The organism is Serratia sp. CY38905, from assembly GCF_052168875.1.
Lineage (GTDB): Bacteria > Pseudomonadota > Gammaproteobacteria > Enterobacterales > Enterobacteriaceae > Serratia > Serratia sarumanii.
In genome coordinates this window covers 90,851-108,912 of record NZ_JBJNLV010000004.1, presented here as the reverse complement: position 1 = coordinate 108,912, position 18,062 = coordinate 90,851, and the positions used below count along the sequence as shown (strand labels likewise).

Below are 18,062 nucleotides of genomic sequence, written 5' to 3'. Positions count from 1 at the left end.
TGGAATCTCCGCTCTTTGTGCTAAACTGTCCCGCCAGCCATGCTGTATGCTTGGCTGGTAGGATGGATAACATTGCGAGATAAAACGATGATCAAACAAAGGACATTAAAACGTATTGTTCAGGCGACTGGCGTCGGTTTGCATACCGGCAAGAAAGTCACGCTGACAATGCGCCCAGCGCCGGCTAATACCGGGGTCATCTATCGTCGCACTGACTTGAATCCACCGGTTGATTTTCCGGCTGATGCAAAATCCGTGCGTGATACCATGCTCTGTACTTGCCTGGTGAATGAGCATGACGTGCGTATTTCGACCGTTGAGCACCTCAACGCCGCGCTGGCTGGGTTGGGCATCGACAACATCGTCATCGAAGTCGACGCCGCTGAAATCCCAATCATGGACGGCAGCGCCAGTCCGTTCGTGTTCTTGCTGCTGGATGCTGGCATCGAAGAGCTGAACTCGGCGAAGAAATTCCTGCGTCTGAAAGAGACCGTGCGTGTTGAAGATGGCGACAAATGGGCCGAGCTGTCCCCGCATAACGGGTTCCGCCTGGACTTCACCATCGACTTCAATCACCCGGCTATCGACGCCAGCTCTCAGCGCTATCGTCTTGATTTCTCGGCTGAGTCGTTCGTGCGTCAAATCAGCCGCGCGCGCACCTTCGGGTTCATGCGTGACATCGAATACCTGCAGTCCCGCGGCCTGGCCCTGGGCGGCAGCTTCGACTGCGCCATCGTGGTGGATGACTACCGCGTGCTGAACGAAGACGGCCTGCGTTTCGAAGACGAATTCGTACGTCACAAAATGCTGGACGCCATCGGCGACCTGTTCATGTGCGGCCACAACATCATTGGCGCGTTTACCGCGTACAAGTCTGGCCACGCGTTGAACAACAAACTGCTGCAGGCCGTGTTGGCCAAGCAGGAAGCGTGGGAATACGTGACCTTCCAGGACGAAGCCGAAATGCCATTGGCATTCAAGGCACCGTCTACCGTATTGGCGTAAGGTCTGAATTCCTCGCCCGCTGCGAATAACGGCAGGCGCATCCTTTGAGAGCCTGAGCATTCAGGCTCGTGATGCGGTCTGATGTTTTGCAGTTGTGTCGCTGATTACTTATCACGACTGGTTGTGTTGGTACCCTCTCCGGCCAATGCAGCCAGCCGTTCCAATATCTTGCGCAGTTTTTCCGGGCTACGGCTCGCCAATCCTCTCAGTTCTTCCGCACTTTCCAGACTCAAATGCCGCATCGGCACCGGTTTTTCCGGCGCTTTCTCTGCGTTTTGCACCTGGTGGCTGCCTTTCGCCATCAAGGCCGGATTAATCCTGATGTCGATCGACGACAATGATGGTAGAATTTGCGCTCGTAGTGCAGACAGCAAAGCGGGTTGTTCGTAGCGCAAGCGCATCATCCAACTGGCATTTGCCGTTTCGAGCACTAAAATACCCTGTCGGAAATTCGCGACGCGGCACCAGGGATGCAGGGGAGCGGGCAACAGGCCCTTCACTGCACGGTTAAGCTTGAGCAGCGCCACCGCGCGTTGCTGGACGTTATGCAGCGGCCCTTTGCTGCCGGCAGACGCGTCGTCGAACAGGACATCTAATAATTGTGGACGGCTATCGCGCATAATGGGCTCCGGCGGATTATAAACTCGTGATCGGTATTCTAAATCGTTGGCGACAATTTGGCAGACGTTATTTCTGGCCCCATCTCCTGTTAGGGATGGTTGCGGCCACGCTTGGCGCGTCTTCCAGTTTGTCCGGCGCCCCCGATCAGGCCGCACTGCCGAATACATCGTCCAGCCTTAACCGGCAAAATGCGGCCAATGGCACCTTCAACAGCCTGGCCCTGCTGCAGGACGCGCACCGCCGTCCTACCTTCAGCGTAGATTATTGGCAGCAACATGCGCTGCGCACCGTCATTCGTCACCTTTCTTTCGCGCTGGCACCGCAGGCGGTTTATGCGCGGGTGCAGGAGAGCGAAGCCGAAGCGGAACCCCCTTTGCAGGTGGCGCAACTGGCGCTGCTGTCCACCCTCAACGCGCTGCTGACGCACGAGCCGAAGCCGCCGACCATCATTCGCCACACCCACCTTGAGGTGCTGCCAACGCTGGCACGGCACCAGACCGGCCTGTGGGTGGCGCAGGTACAGGGCATTCGCGCCGGGCCTGCCGCGCTCGTCTGACTCCGCCCTTCGGGCACAAAAACCATAAATAATAGCAAGTTGACTGCCGTATCAGGCCGTCATGACAGAGATATCAAACATCATGTTAGTGAAATTATTAACCAAAGTTTTTGGCAGCCGTAACGATCGTACCCTGCGCCGCATGCGCAAAGTGGTTGAGCAGATCAACCGCATGGAACCGGACATGGAAAAACTGTCCGATGATGAGCTGAAAGCGAAAACCAACGAATTCCGCGCGCGCCTGGAGAAGGGCGAATCGCTGGAAAGCCTGATCCCGGAAGCCTTCGCCGTAGTGCGTGAGGCGAGTAAACGCGTGTTCGGCATGCGTCACTTCGACGTGCAGCTGCTGGGCGGCATGGTGCTGAATGACCGCTGCATCGCCGAGATGCGCACCGGTGAAGGTAAAACCCTGACCGCCACGCTGCCGGCTTACCTGAACGCCCTGAGCGGCCGCGGCGTGCACGTCGTGACCGTCAACGACTATCTGGCGCAGCGTGACGCCGAAAACAACCGTCCGCTGTTCGAGTTCCTCGGCCTGAGCATCGGTATCAACCTGCCGGGCATGCCGGCGCCGGCCAAGCGTGAAGCTTACGCCGCCGACATCACCTACGGCACCAACAACGAATACGGCTTCGACTACCTGCGCGACAACATGGCGTTCAGCCCGGAAGAGCGCGTGCAGCGCAAACTGCACTATGCGCTGGTGGATGAGGTGGACTCCATCCTGATCGATGAAGCGCGTACGCCGCTGATCATCTCCGGCCCGGCCGAAGACAGCTCCGAGATGTACATCAAGGTCAACAAGCTGATCCCTAAACTGATCCGCCAGGAAAAAGAAGACTCCGACACCTTCAAGGGTGAAGGCCACTTCTCGGTGGATGAGAAGGCGCGCCAGGTTCACCTGACCGAACGCGGCCTGATCCTGATCGAAGAGATGCTGGTGGAAGCCGGCATCATGGATGAGGGCGAGTCGCTGTACTCGCCGACCAACATCATGCTGATGCACCACGTTACCGCCGCGCTGCGCGCCCACGTGCTGTTCACCCGCGACGTTGACTACATCGTGAAAGACGGCGAAGTGATCATCGTCGACGAACACACCGGCCGTACCATGCAGGGCCGCCGCTGGTCCGACGGCCTGCACCAGGCGGTGGAAGCCAAAGAAGGCGTGGAGATCCAGAACGAGAACCAGACGCTGGCTTCGATCACCTTCCAGAACTACTTCCGTCTGTACGAGAAGCTGGCGGGGATGACCGGTACCGCCGATACCGAAGCCTTTGAATTCAGCTCGATCTACAAGCTGGACACCATCGTGGTGCCAACCAACCGTCCGATGATCCGTAAGGATATGCCGGATCTGGTTTACATGACCGAGAAAGAGAAGATCGGCGCCATCATCGAAGACATCCGCGAGCGTACCGCCAAAGGCCAGCCGGTGCTGGTGGGCACCATCTCGATCGAGAAATCCGAAGTGGTTTCCCGCGAACTGACCAAAGCGGGCATCGACCACAAGGTGCTGAACGCCAAATTCCACGCCATGGAAGCGGATATCGTCGCCCAGGCCGGCCAGAGCGGCGCGGTGACCATCGCCACCAACATGGCGGGCCGTGGTACCGATATCGTGCTGGGCGGCAGCTGGCAGGCCGAAGTAGCGCTGCTGGAAGCGCCGACCGAAGAGCAGATCGAAGCCATCAAAGCCGCCTGGAAAGAACGCCACGACGCGGTGCTGGCGGCGGGCGGCCTGCATATCATCGGCACCGAGCGCCATGAATCGCGCCGTATCGATAACCAGCTGCGCGGCCGTTCCGGTCGTCAGGGCGATGCCGGTTCATCCCGCTTCTACCTGTCGATGGAAGATGCCCTGATGCGTATCTTCGCCTCGGATCGCGTATCCGGCATGATGCGTAAACTGGGTATGAAAGAAGGCGAAGCGATTGAGCACCCGTGGGTGACCAAGGCGATCGCCAACGCGCAGCGCAAGGTAGAGAGCCGCAACTTCGACATCCGTAAGCAGCTGCTGGAATACGACGACGTCGCCAACGATCAGCGCCGCGCCATCTACAGCCAGCGTAACGAATTGCTGGACGTGTCCGACGTGAGCGAAACCATCGCCAGCATCCGCGAGGACGTGTTCAAGAGCACCATCGACAACTACATCACGCCGCAGTCGCTGGAAGAAGAGTGGGACATTCAGGGGTTGGAAGAGCGCCTGAAGAACGACTTCGATCTGGAGATGCCGATCGCACAATGGTTGGACAAAGAGCCGGAGCTGCACGAAGAGACGCTGCGCGAACGCATTCTGGAGAACGCCAAAGAGCAGTACCAGCGTAAGGAAGACGTGGTCGGCAGCGAAATGATGCGCAACTTCGAGAAGGGCGTGATGCTGCAGACGCTGGATTCCCTGTGGAAAGAACACCTGGCGGCGATGGACTACCTGCGTCAGGGTATCCACCTGCGCGGCTATGCGCAGAAGGATCCGAAGCAGGAGTACAAGCGCGAATCCTTCAACATGTTCGCCACCATGCTGGAATCGCTGAAATATGAAGTGATCAGCGTGCTGAGCAAGGTTCAGGTGCGGATGCCGGAAGAGGTGGAAGCGCTGGAACAGCAGCGCCGTGAAGAGGCCGAGCGCCTGGCGCAGCACCAACAGTTGAGCCACCACGACGAGAACGCGCTGGTGACCGAAGATCCGAACGCGCCGGCGACCGCCGAGCGTAAAGTGGGCCGCAACGATCCATGCCCATGCGGCTCCGGCAAGAAATACAAGCAGTGCCACGGCCGCCTGCAGTAATGCCGGCCGCGGTTAACCGATAACACCAGGGGTTCAGCTTGCTGAGCCCCTGTTTTTTGACACCCATCAGGAGGGTGAGATGAAACATCTGAATATCGCCGTGGGCATCATCCGCAATGCGCAACGGGAGATCTTTATTACCCGCCGCGCCGCCGACGCGCACATGGCCGGGTTCTGGGAGTTTCCCGGCGGCAAGATCGAACAGGGTGAAACGCCGGAACAGGCGCTGAGCCGCGAGCTGCGGGAAGAGACCGGTATCGAAGCCGAACGTGCCGAGCTGCTGGAGGTGGTGGAGCATCGCTTCAGCGATCGCATCGTGACGCTGAATTTTTATCTGGTGGAGGCCTGGGCAGGCGAGCCGTTCGGCCGTGAAGGGCAACCGATGCGCTGGGTAAAACAGGCGGATCTGCGTGAAGACGAATTCCCGGAAGCCAACGTCGGCATCATCCGACTGTTGGTGGCGCAGGCGAACGCCGCGCAATGACAAGCGTGGCCTGGCGCCTGCCAGGCCAACCGTGGGCGATCAGCGATCGTCCATTTCACTCCAGTCTTCGCTTTCCGACAGATCGCTGTTGCTCGGAATGCGCTTCTCTTCATCGGCCCACTCGCCGAGATCGATCAGCTGGCAGCGCTTGCTGCAAAACGGCCGGAACGGGCTGACTTCACCCCAAACCACGCCGGTGCCACAGGTTGGGCATTTTACTACGGTCGTCATAACGGTTCCTTACGCCTTCTGTCAGTGCTGAGAAGGCTTTCTTTCACAAGTTCAACAACAGGCCAGTTCGAACGTCAGGCGTTCAGGCACCACGCCATTTTCGCTGTCCAGCGGCAGGAAACGAATGGCATAACGCGTCTTGTGGCCGGAAATCTGCGGATAAAGCTGCGGCGCCAGATGGAGGCGCAGGCGCAGCAGATCTGCCCCTTCGGCATTATCCTGGAAAAAGCCGTTCAGGCTGATTTGATTGCGGAACGGTCCGGACTGGCGGATCAGATCCAGCACCATGCTCAGCGCCTGGTTCAGCGGATCCAGCGACTGCAGCCAGGCGGCGACGTCGGCATCGCGATCCTGCTGCGGCGCGTGCATCCACATGTGCAGGGTCGGCAGATCGAAGCTGCAGCAGCCGCCGGGAATGTTCAGCCGTTGACGCACCAGGCCGATCAGCCGGTCTTCACGCAGCGCCTGGCCGAGGCGCGGCGCCGCCATCAGCGCCGATGCGCGCGACTTCAACTGGCCGCGCAACTGATCGATCAGCGCCATGTCCACGCCCGGCACATCGGCCCAGGCCAGCAGTTTTTGCTGCTGGCGCTCCAGCTCTTTGAGCAGTTCGGTGCGCACTTCGCCGCGCTCCAGCACGTCCAGCAAGTCGGAGACGGTGCGAAAGAAGGTGAGGGCGATGGCGGTTTCGCTCAGGGCGCGTTGGCCGTGCAGCTGTTGCAGCAGGAATTCGATGCGCAGCCAGGTGCGCATTTTTTCGTTCAGCGGGTGTTCAAAGAGAACGGTTGGGGAAACATCACTCATGCAGTTTAATCCTGTTGGGGCGCTGTTGCCGCCAGTTCAAGGTAGCGACGATGCAGTGCGGCGACCTGTGGCTCTATCCCCTGAGCGGCGCCGCTGTTGTCAATAATGTCATCCGCCACGGCGAGGCGCTGCCGGCGCGTGGCTTGGGCGGCGAGAATGCTTTGCGCCTGCTCACGGCTGACGCCGTCGCGCGCGATGGTGCGAGCCAGCTGGGTTTCGGCGTCGACGTCGATCACCAGCACCCGATCGGCGCGATCCTGCAGGCCGTTTTCCACCAGCAACGGCACCACCCACAGCGCGTACGGGCTGGCGGCCTGCGCCAGTTGGCGCTGGGTTTCACGGTGTATCAGCGGATGCAGCAGCTGGTTCAGCCAGGTTTTGTCATCGGGATGGCTGAAGATGCGCTGACGCAGCGCAGCACGGTTCAACGCGCCGTCCGGCAGCAACATTTCATTACCAAATCGTTCGGCGATCGCGGCCAAGGCAGGGGTGCCTGGCTCGACGACCTGACGGGCGATCACGTCGGCATCGACAAGGGTTGCGCCGTGGCGCGCAAAGGCGTTCGCGACGGTCGTCTTGCCGCTGCCTATGCCCCCGGTCAACGCAACAATGTAGGCCATGGTGTTAGGTGCATCCGATGTTCATAAAAAAATAATAGTCGAATCATAAAGCGATCGCGCAGAAGTGCAAGTCGGCAGGCGGCGCTTGCGCGTCGGCACCGTTCGGGCGGCGAGAAAAAGCGCAGCGGCACGGCAAAAATGAGCGGGCAATCACACTGCGATTATGCAGGTAAATTTGTCGGATTGTAGCGTAAATAAAGGCGAATTCGCAGTCTTGTTCGGCGATTATTAGCGCGTATTATAACGTCACTGGAACTGGCATTAATCTCGCCGCCGTCTTTTTGCGCCACTGGAAAGCCGTCGGGCAGAGGTTCGAATATCCTCCTTGCGATCCGTCGCCATTAACCAGGAAATCATAAGTCATGCGTATTGAAGAAGATTTGAAGTTGGGCTTTAAAGACGTGTTGATCCGCCCTAAGCGCTCCACGCTGAAAAGCCGCTCCGAGGTTGAACTGGAACGTCAGTTTACCTTCAAGCATTCAGGTTGCAGCTGGTCCGGCGTGCCGATTATCGCCGCCAACATGGACACGGTGGGCACCTTCCGCATGGCAGAGGCCCTGGCTTCTTTCGACGTTCTCACCGCCGTACACAAACATTACAGCGTCGAGCAATGGGCTGACTTTGTGCAGCGCATGCCGGAATCGGTGCTGCGCCACGTGATGGTGTCCACCGGCACCTCCGAAGCCGACTTCGCCAAAATGCAGCAGATCCTGGCCCTGTCTCCGGCGCTGAAATTCATCTGCATCGACGTGGCCAACGGCTACTCTGAACACTTCGTCGCCTTCCTGCAGAAAGCGCGCGAAGCCTGCCCGAATCACGTGATCTGCGCCGGCAACGTAGTGACCGGCGAGATGGTGGAAGAGCTGATCCTCTCCGGCGCCGACATCGTTAAGGTTGGCATCGGCCCGGGCTCAGTCTGTACTACCCGCGTGAAGACCGGCGTGGGCTACCCGCAGCTGTCGGCGGTGATCGAATGCGCCGATGCGGCCCACGGGCTGGGCGGCCAAATCGTCAGCGACGGCGGCTGCTCGGTGCCGGGCGACGTCGCTAAAGCCTTCGGCGGCGGCGCTGACTTCGTGATGCTGGGCGGCATGCTGGCCGGCCACGACGAGTGTGAAGGCACCGTGGTGGAAGAGAACGGCGAAAAGTTCATGCTGTTCTACGGCATGAGCTCCGAGTCGGCGATGAAGCGCCACGTCGGCGGCGTGGCGGAGTATCGCGCGGCCGAAGGCAAAACCGTCAAACTGCCGCTGCGCGGCGAGGTGGAGTTTACCGTGCGCGATATCCTCGGCGGCCTGCGCTCTGCTTGCACCTACGTTGGCGCCGAGCGCCTGAAAGAGCTGACCAAGCGCACCACCTTTATCCGCGTGGCGGAGCAGGAAAACCGCGTATTCGGCAGCAAATAAGCCGCACCTTGCATTCGGGCGTAGCGCACCGCCGCGCCCGCTATCCTCTTTTTTATCCCAGCACGCTGCCCAGTTGAAAGATAGGCAGGTACATGGCGATCACCAAAGCGCCGACAATCCCGCCCACCACCAGCATCAGCAGCGGCTCCAGCGTTTGCGCCAGCGTATCGGCCAGCTCGTGCGTCTGCCGTTCATACCACTGCGCCAATTTATCCAGCAAGACGTCCAGCGAGCCCGATTCTTCGCCCACCCGCACCAGCTGCCGGCACAGCGGCGGAAACAGCGGTTGCAGGGCGAGGGCGTGATGAAACGCCTCGCCTTCGGCGAGCTGCCGCTGCACCTGCTCCAGCGCCTGCCGGTACAGCAGATGGTCGGCCGCCAGCGCCGCCGCGTTCAAGCCTTCCACCAGCGTCAGCCCCGCGCGTTGGGTCATGGTCAGAATACGAAAGGTTTGGCTCAGCGCGCCGCCGCTCACCAGCCGGGCGATCAGCGGCAGGCGCAGCAAGGCGGCCTGCTCACGTCGGCGCCACGGCGGGCGCGGATGCAGCCAGCGGCAATAGCCGAACATCAACGCGCCGAGCAGCAGCGCCAAATAGGGGCCAACGGCGATCAGCAGCGCGGACAACCCCAATAACCCTTGGGTAAACCAGGGTAGCGGCGCATCGAACGACTGATAAACCTTGGCGAATTCCGGCAGCACCATCACCAGCATCAGCACGCTGACCAGCAGCGCCACCGCACAGATGAAGAGGGGATAGCGCAGCGCTTTGGTCACTTTGCGGCGCAGCAGCAATTGGGCTTCCTGCTGCTGCGCCAGCTGCAGGCAGCAGCGATCGAGATTGCCGGTTAGCTCGCCGATGGCGATCAGTTGGCGATAGATAAGTGGAAAAACGCCTGGCTGCGCGGCAAGGGTTTCGGAGAGCGGCTGCCCTTCGCGCACCTGTTCTGCCAACTGGCGCAACAGGCAACGCCAGGCCGCCGAAGGGTGCTCTGCTGCCAGAAGCTGCAGCGTATTGACCAGCGGCAACCCGGCCTGCAGCAGGGTGGCGAGTTGGCGGGTGAAGTGGATCAAAGGTTCTCCGCGCCACTGGCCGGGCGTGACGCGTTTGCCGTGCCCGATCCGCCAGGGTTGCATACCTTGCTCAATCAGTAACCGGCTCACCTGCCGTTTTTCATTGCTCATCAGTTCGCCGCGGCGCAGGGCGCCCTGGGCGTCGAAAGCCTGCCACAGAAACAGCCGGCGCGCTTTCATGGCGCGGTTACGCCGAGCTGGACGACGTCGATCACGCGGTACAGCTCTTCCAGCGAGGTCGCGCCTTCGCTGGCCAGCGCCAGGCCCGCCTGCAGCAGCGAAAACTGCCCCTGCTCGCGGGCGACATCCGCCAGCAGGCTGGGCGCGGCGTTCGCCAGCAACGCCGCCTGTATTTCCGGCGTAATGGGCAACAGTTCATACACGCCGATGCGCCCGTAGTAGCCGCCGAAGCAATGCTCGCAGCCATCGGCGCGCCAGGCGGTCAGCGGTTCCGGCCAGACCGAGGCAGGAAAATGCGTGGGTTGGCTGTGCGGGTAGCGGCAGTGGCGACACAGCCTGCGCACCAACCGCTGCGCGATGACCAGTTTCAGACAGCCGGCGAGCAGGTAGCCGGGGATACCCATGTGCATCAGGCGCGTCAGGGTTTCGCCGGTGGAGTTGGTATGCAGCGTCGACAGCACCAGGTGGCCGGTTTGCGCGGCCTTAACCGCGATCTCGGCGGTTTCCGCATCGCGGATCTCGCCGATCATGATGACATCCGGATCCTGGCGCAGCAGGGCGCGCAGCACCCGGGCGAAGCTCAGCTCGGTTTTGGCGTTGATCTGGGTTTGATTGACGCCGAACAGCGGGATCTCGATCGGATCTTCGACGCTGCACAGGTTGCTTTGCGCATCGTTCAACTGGCGCAGGCCGCTGTACAGCGTTACCGTCTTGCCGCTGCCGGTCGGGCCGGTCACCAGGATCAAACCTTGCGGGCAGGCCAGCGCCGCCGCGTAGCGCGCCAGGTCCGCTCGGCTCATGCCCAGTTGATCCAGCGGCAGCTCCTGCTGTTCGCCCTGCTGAACGCGCAGCACCACCTTTTCGCCGTGCAGCGTCGGCAGAGTGGCGATACGCATGGCATAGCGCGCGCCGTCCAGCGTCAGGCTGAGCTGCCCGTCCTGAGGCTGACGGCGCTCGGCGATATCCAGCTGGCCGAGGATCTTCAGCCGGGCGATGAGGCGTGCGGTCAGCTGGGGTGACGGCGAGGCGAGGGTTTGCAGCACGCCGTCGATGCGCAGGCGAATGCGAAAATGCTGCCGAAAGGGCTCGAAGTGGACGTCCGAGGCGCGACGCTGAATGGCCAGGCGCAGCGTCTGGTTGATGAACTGCACCACCGGCGCGTCGCCGTCGTCGGGGTAGGCGATGTCGGCGCTGTCTTCTTCGGCCGCCAGCGGCGCCGGTAGCGGTTCCTGGCGTTGGTTCAGCGCCTGCTCCAGCCTGGCCGCCGGCCATTGCTCCAGATGGATGCGCTTGCCGGTGGCGAAACGCAGCGCCGCCAGCAGCCCTTGCGGCGCCTCTTCGTTGAGGGCGATCGTCAGGGTGGTCGGATCTTCGTTCAGCGCCAGCGCCTGATAGCGCCGGCAAAGGGCGTGAACTTCTTCGCTGATTTGCGCGTTCATCACCGTTACTCCGCCGCGTTGTCGAAGCGGAAGACTTCCTGGCACACTTCAACCAGCGTTGCGTTTTCGCTGCTGCACAGCCGGCTCCAGCGGGTCAGCCCATCGGCGTTCACTTTGGGGGTTAATGCCACCGCCAGCCCCTGCAGCGTTTGGGTGCCGGTCAGTGTGATCACGCCTTTGACGACTTTCACCCCGCTGACGTAACGCGACGTGCCGCCGGTGGGAATGCCTTTGCTGCCGGCTTCACAGCCGGTGGGGGCGCCTTCGTCCAGCACGCACAGCTCGACCGCCAGTTTGTACGGCGACATGGTTTGCAGCATGTCGGTCATCGCCGCTTTCTGGATGTAGCGCTGGTAGGCGGGAATGCCGATGGCGCTGAGGATGGCGATGATGGCGATCACCACCATCAGTTCTATCAGGGTAAAGCCGCGTTGCGTTTCCATGCGTTGTCTCCTCCATAAGGGTGTGGAAGGCAACGGTAGCGGTTTGCGCGGGGGCACGGCGAGGGGCTTTTGCGCGTTTCTCGGCGCGCTTCCATCAGTAATGACGTTGTTTGCAGCGGTGAATAAAAGGGTGCGAGGGGCTTCGCAATTTTACGGTAACGCCCCCGGCAGCGGCCGGGGGGCGAGGGGATCATTTGAAGCGCATCGACAGATCGAGCGCGGTCACATGCTTGGTCAGCGCGCCGACCGAAATGTAATCCACGCCGGTCTCGGCGAAGGTGCGCAGCGTCTCACTGGTGACGTTGCCGGATACTTCCAGCTGGGCGCGGCCCTGGGTTTGTGCGACCGCCTGGCGCATCATCTCGACGCTGAAGTTGTCCAGCATGATGATGTCGGCGCCGGCGTCCAGCGCCTGCTGCAGTTCATCGAGCGATTCGACTTCCACTTCCACCGGCACGTCGGCGTGCAGCCAGAAGGCTTTTTCCACCGCGTTCTTGATAGAGCCGGAGGCGATGATGTGGTTTTCCTTGATCAGGAAGGCGTCGGACAGCCCCAGCCGGTGGTTGCTGCCGCCCCCGCACAGCACGGCGTATTTCAGCGCGGTGCGCAGGCCGGGCAGGGTTTTGCGGGTATCAAGCAGGCGAGTCCGGGTGCCTTCCAGCAGAGCCACATAGCGGCTGACCTCGGTCGCCACGCCGGAGAGCGTCTGCACGAAGTTCAGCGCGGTGCGCTCGCCGGTCAGCATCACTCGTGCGGGGCCGCGCAGCCGGCAGAGCGGTTGGTTCGGCGTCAGACGGTCGCCGTCCGCCACCAGCCACTCCACCTGCACCTGGTTGCCCAATTGAATAAAGACCTCATTCAGCCAGCGGCGGCCGCAGAATACGCCGGCTTCGCGGGTGATGACGGTGGCTTCGGCCTGCTTGTCCGCCGGTAACAATTGCGCGGTAATATCGCGCCCGGAGTCGACTTCACCCCCCAGGTCTTCGCGCAGCGCCTGGGCGACGGCATAGGGAATATCACTTTCAATTCGTTCAAGAAGCTCGGTGCGGCGACTGTCGGCACTGTAGCGGCGTGTCGGCATGGAAAACTCCGAAATGGACGGTTAGATCGTAGGGGAACATGCTACTCTGTTGCAGGAATAAGTACCACCGCAGAGAGGTGTCTGATGCAGTTGGAAAATGGCTGGATTATCGGGGTGACGCGAGTGGTCTCGCCGCACTGCGATCGGCGCCCGGATGACGAGCCGCCGTCGCTGCTGGTCATCCACAACATCAGCCTGCCGCCCGGCGAGTTCGGCGGCCCCTATATCGACCAGCTGTTTACCGGCACGCTCGATCCCGCGCAGCACCCCTATTTCGCCGAGATCCATCAGCTGCGGGTGTCGGCGCACTGCCTGATCCGCCGCGACGGGGAGATCGTGCAGTACGTGCCCTTCGACCAGCGCGCCTGGCACGCGGGTGTTTCCCTGTATCAGGGGCGCGACCGGTGCAACGATTTCTCCATCGGCATCGAGCTGGAAGGCACCGATCAGTTACCCTACACCGAGGCGCAATACCGCGCGCTGCAGGCGGTCACCGCGCTGCTGGCCGAACATTATCCGCCGCTGGTGGCCAATATCGCCGGGCATTGCGATATCGCCCCCGGCCGCAAGACCGATCCCGGGCCGGCGTTCGATTGGGATCGCTATCTGGCATCTCTGGAACAACGCGGCGCGCCCGCCGACGCTATGCTTGAGACAAGAAAAAGGGAGAGGAATCGCTAATGACGCTGTTTACGCTGTTGCTGGTTTTGGCCTGGGAGCGCCTGTTTAAGCTGGGAGAACACTGGCAGCTGGATCACCGTCTCGAAGTGGTGTTTCAGCGGCTGCATCGGGTTTCGCTGGCGCAGACGCTGGCGATGACCGCCGCCTGGATGGTGGTCGTCTGGGGCGTTCTGTGGCTGTCGCACGGGTTGTTCTTCGGCGTGGTGACGCTGCTGCTGTGGATCGTCATCGATCTGCTGTGCGTCGGCGCCGGCATCAAGCGCAAACACTACCGCGCCTATCTGAAAGCGGCGCGGCAGGGCGATACCCACGCCAGCGATCAGATGGCGGAAGAGCTGGCGTTGATCCACGGTTTGCCGGTGGACTGCAGCGAAGAGCTGCGCCTGCGCGAGCTGCAAAACGCGCTGCTGTGGATCAACTTCCGTTATTACCTGGCGCCGCTGTTCTGGTTCGTGGTCTTTGGGCCTTACGGGCCGATCGCGCTGGCGGGGTATGCCTTCCTGCGCGCCTATCAAACCTGGCTGGCGCGCCACAATACGCCGCTGGAGCGTTCGCAATCGGGCATCGATCACCTGCTGAACTGGCTGGACTGGATCCCGGTGCGCTTGGCCGGGGTGGCCTATGCGCTGTTCGGCCACGGCGAGCGGGCGCTGCCGGCCTGGTTCGCCTCGCTGGGGGATCGGCATTCATCGTCGTATCAGGTGCTGACGCGGCTGGCGCAGTTCTCGCTGGCGCGCGATCCGCATATGGATCCGGTGCAAACGCCGCGGGCGGCGGTGACGCTGGCGCGCAAGGTGACGATGATCATCGTGGTGGTGGTGGCGCTGTTGACCATTTACGGCACGCTGCTTTAAGCGGCAGCGAAAAGCAAAACGGGCGCCGAGGCGCCCGTTTTTTTGGCCATTCGGCCGTGATTACAGCTTGGCAAAGCAGCGACGCGCGGCGTCGATGGTGCGCTGAATGTCTTCCTTGCTGTGCGCCACGGACATGAAGCCCGCTTCGAAGGCGGACGGCGCCAGATACACCCCTTCTTCCAGCATCAGATGGAAGAAGCGCTTGAAGCGTTCCACGTCGCACTGCATCACGTCCTGGTAGCAGGTGACCGCCGGCGCGTCGGTGAAGAACAGGCCGAACATGCCGCCGACGTTGTTGACCACCAGCGGGATATTCTCTTCCTGCGCCGCGTGCAGCAGGCCAGCGGCCAGCATCTCGGTCAGTTCGGTCAGCGTCTGGTGCACGCCCACCTGCGACACTTCGGTCAGGCAGGCATAGCCCGCCGCCATGGCGATCGGGTTGCCGGACAGGGTGCCCGCCTGGTAGACCGGGCCGGTCGGCGCCAGCGCATCCATCACGTCGCGGCGGCCGCCGAAGGCGCCCACCGGCATGCCGCCGCCGATGATTTTGCCGAGGCAGGTCAGATCCGGCTCGACGCCGTAATAGGACTGTGCGCCGGCCAGCGCCACGCGGAAGCCGGTCATCACTTCATCGATGATCAAGAGCGTGCCGTACTTGTCGCACAGCGCGCGCAGGCCCGGCAGGAATTCCGGCAGCGGCGGCACGCAGTTCATGTTGCCGGCAACCGGCTCGACGATGATACAGGCGATCTCGGACGGGTACTGCTCGAAGGCGGCCCGCACCGAATCTAGGTCGTTATAGGTGCAGGTCAGGGTGTGCTTGGCGAAATCGGCCGGCACGCCCGGTGAGTTCGGCTGGCCGAGGGTCAGCGCGCCGGAACCGGCTTTCACCAGCAGGCAGTCGGCGTGGCCGTGGTAGCAGCCTTCGAACTTGATGATTTTGTCGCGGTTGGTGTAGCCGCGCGCCAGGCGGATGGCGCTCATGGTGGCTTCGGTGCCCGAGTTCACCATGCGCACCATATCCATCGTCGGCACCAGCTCAGTGACCAGCTGCGCCATTTTGACTTCCATCTCGGTCGGCGCGCCGAAGCTCAGGCCGCGCTGCGCCGCTTCGATCACCGCGTCGCGGATCGCCGGGTGGTTGTGTCCCAGCACCATCGGCCCCCAGGAACCGACATAGTCGATATAGGCCTTGCCGTCGGCATCGAACAGATAAGCCCCGTCTGCCCGCTCGATAAACAGCGGCACACCGCCCACGCCGGTGAATGCACGCACCGGAGAGTTCACCCCGCCGGGGATCAACTGTTGCGCCTGGGCGTACAGACTTTCGGACTTGCTGTGTAGGCTCATAAATCGGCTCCTGGATTCTCTTTTGAATGATTTGACCGCGCTATTCTAGAGGAGAGCGCCGCGTTATGAAACGATCAGAGTCAGATACCATTAACGGCAGCGCCCGCCGCCGGGTTGGGGTAGAATAACCGCCTTGCCTATTTGTATTACAAATTACCTAACGAATTACTCGCGATGACGGAATCACAATCACAGCCAGTCGGGACGTTGAGCCCGCGTCTTAGCCGCAGCGATGCGGTGCGTCAGTTTATTCGCCGCGATAAAACGCCGGTGGCGATCCTGGTGATGGCCGCGCTGGTGGGGACGCTGGCCGGTTTGCTCGGCGTGGCCTTCGATAAGGCGGTGGAGTGGGTGCAGCAGCAGCGGCTGGCTTCGCTGGCGCAGGTCGCCGACTCCTGGATCCTGGTGTGGCCACTGGCGTTTATCCTGTCTGCCGCGCTGGCGGCGCTGGGCTATTACCTGGTGCGGCGCTTTGCCCCTGAGGCGGGCGGCTCGGGCATTCCGGAGATCGAAGGCGCGCTGGAGGAGCTGCGGCCGGTGCGCTGGTGGCGCGTTATCCCGGTGAAATTCATCGGCGGCATGGGCACGCTGGGGGCGGGCATGGTGCTGGGGCGCGAAGGGCCCACGGTGCAAATGGGCGGCAACGTCGGGCGCATGGTATTGGACGTGCTGCGCATTCGCGGCGCCGAGGCGCGTCATACGCTGCTGGCGACCGGGGCCGCCGCCGGGTTGTCCGCTGCGTTCAACGCTCCGCTGGCCGGCATCCTGTTCATCATCGAAGAGATGCGGCCGCAGTTCCGCTACAACCTGATCTCGATTAAAGCGGTGTTTATCGGCGTGATCATGTCGAGCGTGGTGTTCCAGCTGTTTAACGGCCAGGGCTCGGTGATCGCGGTCGACAAACTTTCTTCGGCGCCCATTAATACCCTGTGGCTCTATCTGGTGCTGGGGGCGATATTCGGCGCGGTGGGCGTGGGGTTCAACGCGCTGATCTTCCGCACTCAAGACATGTTCGCGCGCCTGCACGGCGGCAGAATGCGCAATGTCTTGCTGATGGGCGGGCTGCTCGGCGGCGTGTGCGGCATTCTGGGGCTGATCCAGCCGGAGGCGGCGGGCGGCGGCTTTGGGCTGATCCCGATCGCCGCGGCGGGCAATTACAGCGTCGGCATGTTGATGTTTATCTTTATCACCCGCATCTTCACTACGCTGCTGTGCTTCGGCTCCGGCGCGCCGGGCGGCATCTTCGCGCCTATGCTGGCGCTGGGCACGCTGTTTGGCACCGCCTTCGGGCTGGCCGGGGCGCACCTGTTCCCGCAGTACGGCATCGAGGCGGGCACCTTCGCCATCGCCGGCATGGGGGCGCTGTTCGCCGCCACGGTGCGCGCCCCGCTGACCGGCATCGTGCTGGTGCTGGAAATGACCGACAACTACCAACTCATTTTACCGATGATCATCACCTGCCTCGGCGCCACGGTGGTGGCGCAGCTGCTCGGCGGCAAGCCGCTGTATTCGTCGATCCTGGCCCGCACGCTGCAAAGGCAGGAGGCGCAGCTGGCGCGGGAAGCGGCGGAGAAAACAGGTAAGGAAAATACAACAAATGCGGTGAATACTTGAACGCAACACTCAGGTATCGGATAATCGTTAATATTAATCAGGCAGCCATAGTAGCGATCTGATGCTGAACAATGTTGGGAGTAAAGAGTATGAGTGATCAAACGGCACTGCCCCTGCAATTTACCGAGGCAGCAGCAAGCAAGGTTAAATTCCTGATTGCTGACGAAGAAAATCCGAACCTTAAGCTGCGGGTTTACATTACCGGCGGCGGCTGCAGCGGATTCCAGTACGGCTTCACTTTTGACGACAAGGTCAACGATGGCGACATGACCATCGAGAAGCAGGGCGTGGCGCTGGTGGTCGATCCGATGAGCCTGCAGTATCTGGTCGGCGGCTCGGTGGACTACACCGAAGGGCTGGAAGGGTCGCGCTTCGTGGTGACCAACCCGAATGCCAAAACCACCTGCGGTTGCGGTTCGTCGTTCAGCATCTGAGTTTGCCTGTCAGAATATCAACCCGCTCGCCTTACGGCCGGCGGGTTTTTTTATGCCTACCATTCCACGAGGATCACTTCCGCCCTGTTCTCCTGCGCCGGTTGGCGGGTAATGTTCGGCTGCGCCGCCGCATGGCTGCATTCGGCCCGTGGGGCGGCGGCCTCGAGGCGCACGGCGCATTGCGGTTCAATGGTCAGAGTAACGCCGATCCGGCCGCTGACGGCATCGGCATGCGCGGCGCCACTCAGCAGGGCGCTACAGCAGGCAAGCAGGATTTTTTTCATCATTGCGGGAATAGCCATCCGTAAGCAATCTTGTGATGACTTATCGGCAAAAAGTTAAAAAGGTTTAACAGCGCGGGGAAGGGATTAACCTGCGGATAACAGAATTTTACAT

19 protein-coding genes are annotated in these 18,062 nt (G+C 61.6%); 9 read left to right on the top strand and 10 right to left on the bottom strand.

Translation table 11 applies throughout. The features are described from left to right. Positions 1 to 87 precede the first annotated feature (87 nt). Positions 88 to 1,005, top strand: coding sequence for a UDP-3-O-acyl-N-acetylglucosamine deacetylase (gene lpxC, locus ACJ8MK_RS11850; RefSeq protein WP_025159644.1), 918 nt, complete (start codon positions 88 to 90; stop codon positions 1,003 to 1,005). Positions 1,006 to 1,109: 104 nt separating this feature from the next. On the opposite strand, the gene ACJ8MK_RS11845 is transcribed toward lpxC, so the two are convergent. Continuing rightward, a complete protein-coding gene (locus ACJ8MK_RS11845; protein WP_033637110.1) occupies positions 1,110 to 1,625 on the bottom strand; it encodes a DUF721 domain-containing protein in 516 nt (171 codons plus the stop codon). Positions 1,626 to 1,651: 26 nt separating this feature from the next. On the opposite strand from ACJ8MK_RS11845, the gene secM reads away from it, so the two are divergent. The 3 genes from secM (at position 1,652) to mutT (ending at position 5,457) form a co-directional block, all read left to right on the top strand. Then, the gene (gene secM / locus ACJ8MK_RS11840) at positions 1,652 to 2,182 is read left to right on the top strand and encodes a secA translation cis-regulator SecM (protein ID WP_033649205.1); all 531 of its coding nucleotides are present in this window, start codon (positions 1,652 to 1,654) and stop codon (positions 2,180 to 2,182) included. 82 nt (positions 2,183 to 2,264) lie between these two features. Then, positions 2,265 to 4,973, top strand: a complete 2,709-nt coding sequence (secA, locus tag ACJ8MK_RS11835) for a preprotein translocase subunit SecA (protein WP_033637114.1) — start codon at positions 2,265 to 2,267, stop codon at positions 4,971 to 4,973. A 79-nt stretch (positions 4,974 to 5,052) separates the two neighbouring features. After that, the gene (mutT, locus tag ACJ8MK_RS11830; protein WP_033652916.1) at positions 5,053 to 5,457 is read left to right on the top strand and encodes an 8-oxo-dGTP diphosphatase MutT; all 405 of its coding nucleotides are present in this window, start codon (positions 5,053 to 5,055) and stop codon (positions 5,455 to 5,457) included. A 39-nt stretch (positions 5,458 to 5,496) separates the two neighbouring features. Here mutT and yacG read toward each other — a convergent pair whose 3' ends face one another. Genes yacG through coaE form a run of 3 tightly spaced genes read right to left on the bottom strand, consistent with a single transcriptional unit; the run spans position 5,497 to position 7,112 of the window. After that, positions 5,497 to 5,688 carry a DNA gyrase inhibitor YacG gene (yacG, locus tag ACJ8MK_RS11825; protein WP_004932737.1) on the bottom strand — a complete coding sequence of 64 codons (192 nt, stop codon included), beginning with the start codon at positions 5,686 to 5,688 and terminating at the stop codon, positions 5,497 to 5,499. Positions 5,689 to 5,739: 51 nt separating this feature from the next. Further along, on the bottom strand, positions 5,740 to 6,492 hold the full coding sequence (gene zapD, locus ACJ8MK_RS11820) for a cell division protein ZapD (protein WP_101427783.1): 753 nt from the start codon (positions 6,490 to 6,492) through the stop codon (positions 5,740 to 5,742). A 5-nt stretch (positions 6,493 to 6,497) separates the two neighbouring features. Beyond that, complete coding sequence (gene coaE / locus ACJ8MK_RS11815; protein ID WP_033637119.1) at positions 6,498 to 7,112, bottom strand: dephospho-CoA kinase; 615 nt, start codon at positions 7,110 to 7,112, stop codon at positions 6,498 to 6,500. A 362-nt stretch (positions 7,113 to 7,474) separates the two neighbouring features. Here coaE and ACJ8MK_RS11810 point away from each other — a divergent pair, with 362 nt between their 5' ends. Then, positions 7,475 to 8,518, top strand: a complete 1,044-nt coding sequence (locus ACJ8MK_RS11810; RefSeq protein WP_015376656.1) for a GMP reductase — start codon at positions 7,475 to 7,477, stop codon at positions 8,516 to 8,518. 52 nt (positions 8,519 to 8,570) lie between these two features. Here ACJ8MK_RS11810 and hofC read toward each other — a convergent pair whose 3' ends face one another. The 4 genes from hofC to nadC all read right to left on the bottom strand — a co-directional run bounded on the left by hofC (position 8,571) and on the right by nadC (position 12,733). Then, the gene (hofC, locus tag ACJ8MK_RS11805; RefSeq protein WP_161725411.1) at positions 8,571 to 9,770 is read right to left on the bottom strand and encodes a protein transport protein HofC; all 1,200 of its coding nucleotides are present in this window, start codon (positions 9,768 to 9,770) and stop codon (positions 8,571 to 8,573) included. Continuing rightward, positions 9,767 to 11,209, bottom strand: coding sequence for a type II secretion system protein GspE (gene gspE / locus ACJ8MK_RS11800; RefSeq protein WP_161725413.1), 1,443 nt, complete (start codon positions 11,207 to 11,209; stop codon positions 9,767 to 9,769). The genes hofC and gspE overlap by 4 nt, the downstream gene beginning before the upstream one ends. A gap of 5 nt (positions 11,210 to 11,214) precedes the next feature. Further along, positions 11,215 to 11,652: a prepilin peptidase-dependent pilin gene (gene ppdD, locus ACJ8MK_RS11795; RefSeq protein WP_041033285.1), complete on the bottom strand. Its 438-nt coding sequence runs from the start codon at positions 11,650 to 11,652 to the stop codon at positions 11,215 to 11,217. 190 nt (positions 11,653 to 11,842) lie between these two features. After that, positions 11,843 to 12,733, bottom strand: a complete 891-nt coding sequence (gene nadC / locus ACJ8MK_RS11790; RefSeq protein WP_442517764.1) for a carboxylating nicotinate-nucleotide diphosphorylase — start codon at positions 12,731 to 12,733, stop codon at positions 11,843 to 11,845. 84 nt (positions 12,734 to 12,817) lie between these two features. Between nadC and ampD the strand changes: the two genes are divergently transcribed. Then, positions 12,818 to 13,414: a 1,6-anhydro-N-acetylmuramyl-L-alanine amidase AmpD gene (ampD, locus tag ACJ8MK_RS11785; RefSeq protein WP_039568845.1), complete on the top strand. Its 597-nt coding sequence runs from the start codon at positions 12,818 to 12,820 to the stop codon at positions 13,412 to 13,414. Continuing rightward, positions 13,414 to 14,268 (top strand): beta-lactamase regulator AmpE, encoded by an 855-nt coding sequence (gene ampE / locus ACJ8MK_RS11780; RefSeq protein WP_025301586.1) that lies wholly within the window; start codon positions 13,414 to 13,416, stop codon positions 14,266 to 14,268. Before ampD ends, ampE begins: the two co-directional genes overlap by 1 nt. Before the next feature lie 60 nt (positions 14,269 to 14,328). Here the strand turns inward: ampE and hemL are convergent, their stop codons facing one another. Beyond that, positions 14,329 to 15,618: a glutamate-1-semialdehyde 2,1-aminomutase gene (hemL, locus tag ACJ8MK_RS11775; protein WP_103772790.1), complete on the bottom strand. Its 1,290-nt coding sequence runs from the start codon at positions 15,616 to 15,618 to the stop codon at positions 14,329 to 14,331. 174 nt (positions 15,619 to 15,792) lie between these two features. Here hemL and clcA point away from each other — a divergent pair, with 174 nt between their 5' ends. Next, entirely contained in the window at positions 15,793 to 17,232 is a 1,440-nt protein-coding gene (gene clcA / locus ACJ8MK_RS11770) for a H(+)/Cl(-) exchange transporter ClcA (protein ID WP_033637129.1), read from the top strand. An 89-nt stretch (positions 17,233 to 17,321) separates the two neighbouring features. After that, positions 17,322 to 17,666, top strand: coding sequence for an iron-sulfur cluster insertion protein ErpA (gene erpA / locus ACJ8MK_RS11765; protein WP_033649222.1), 345 nt, complete (start codon positions 17,322 to 17,324; stop codon positions 17,664 to 17,666). A 56-nt stretch (positions 17,667 to 17,722) separates the two neighbouring features. Here erpA and ACJ8MK_RS11760 read toward each other — a convergent pair whose 3' ends face one another. Next, positions 17,723 to 17,968 carry a hypothetical protein gene (locus tag ACJ8MK_RS11760; RefSeq protein ID WP_152692914.1) on the bottom strand — a complete coding sequence of 82 codons (246 nt, stop codon included), beginning with the start codon at positions 17,966 to 17,968 and terminating at the stop codon, positions 17,723 to 17,725. Positions 17,969 to 18,062 lie beyond the last annotated feature (94 nt).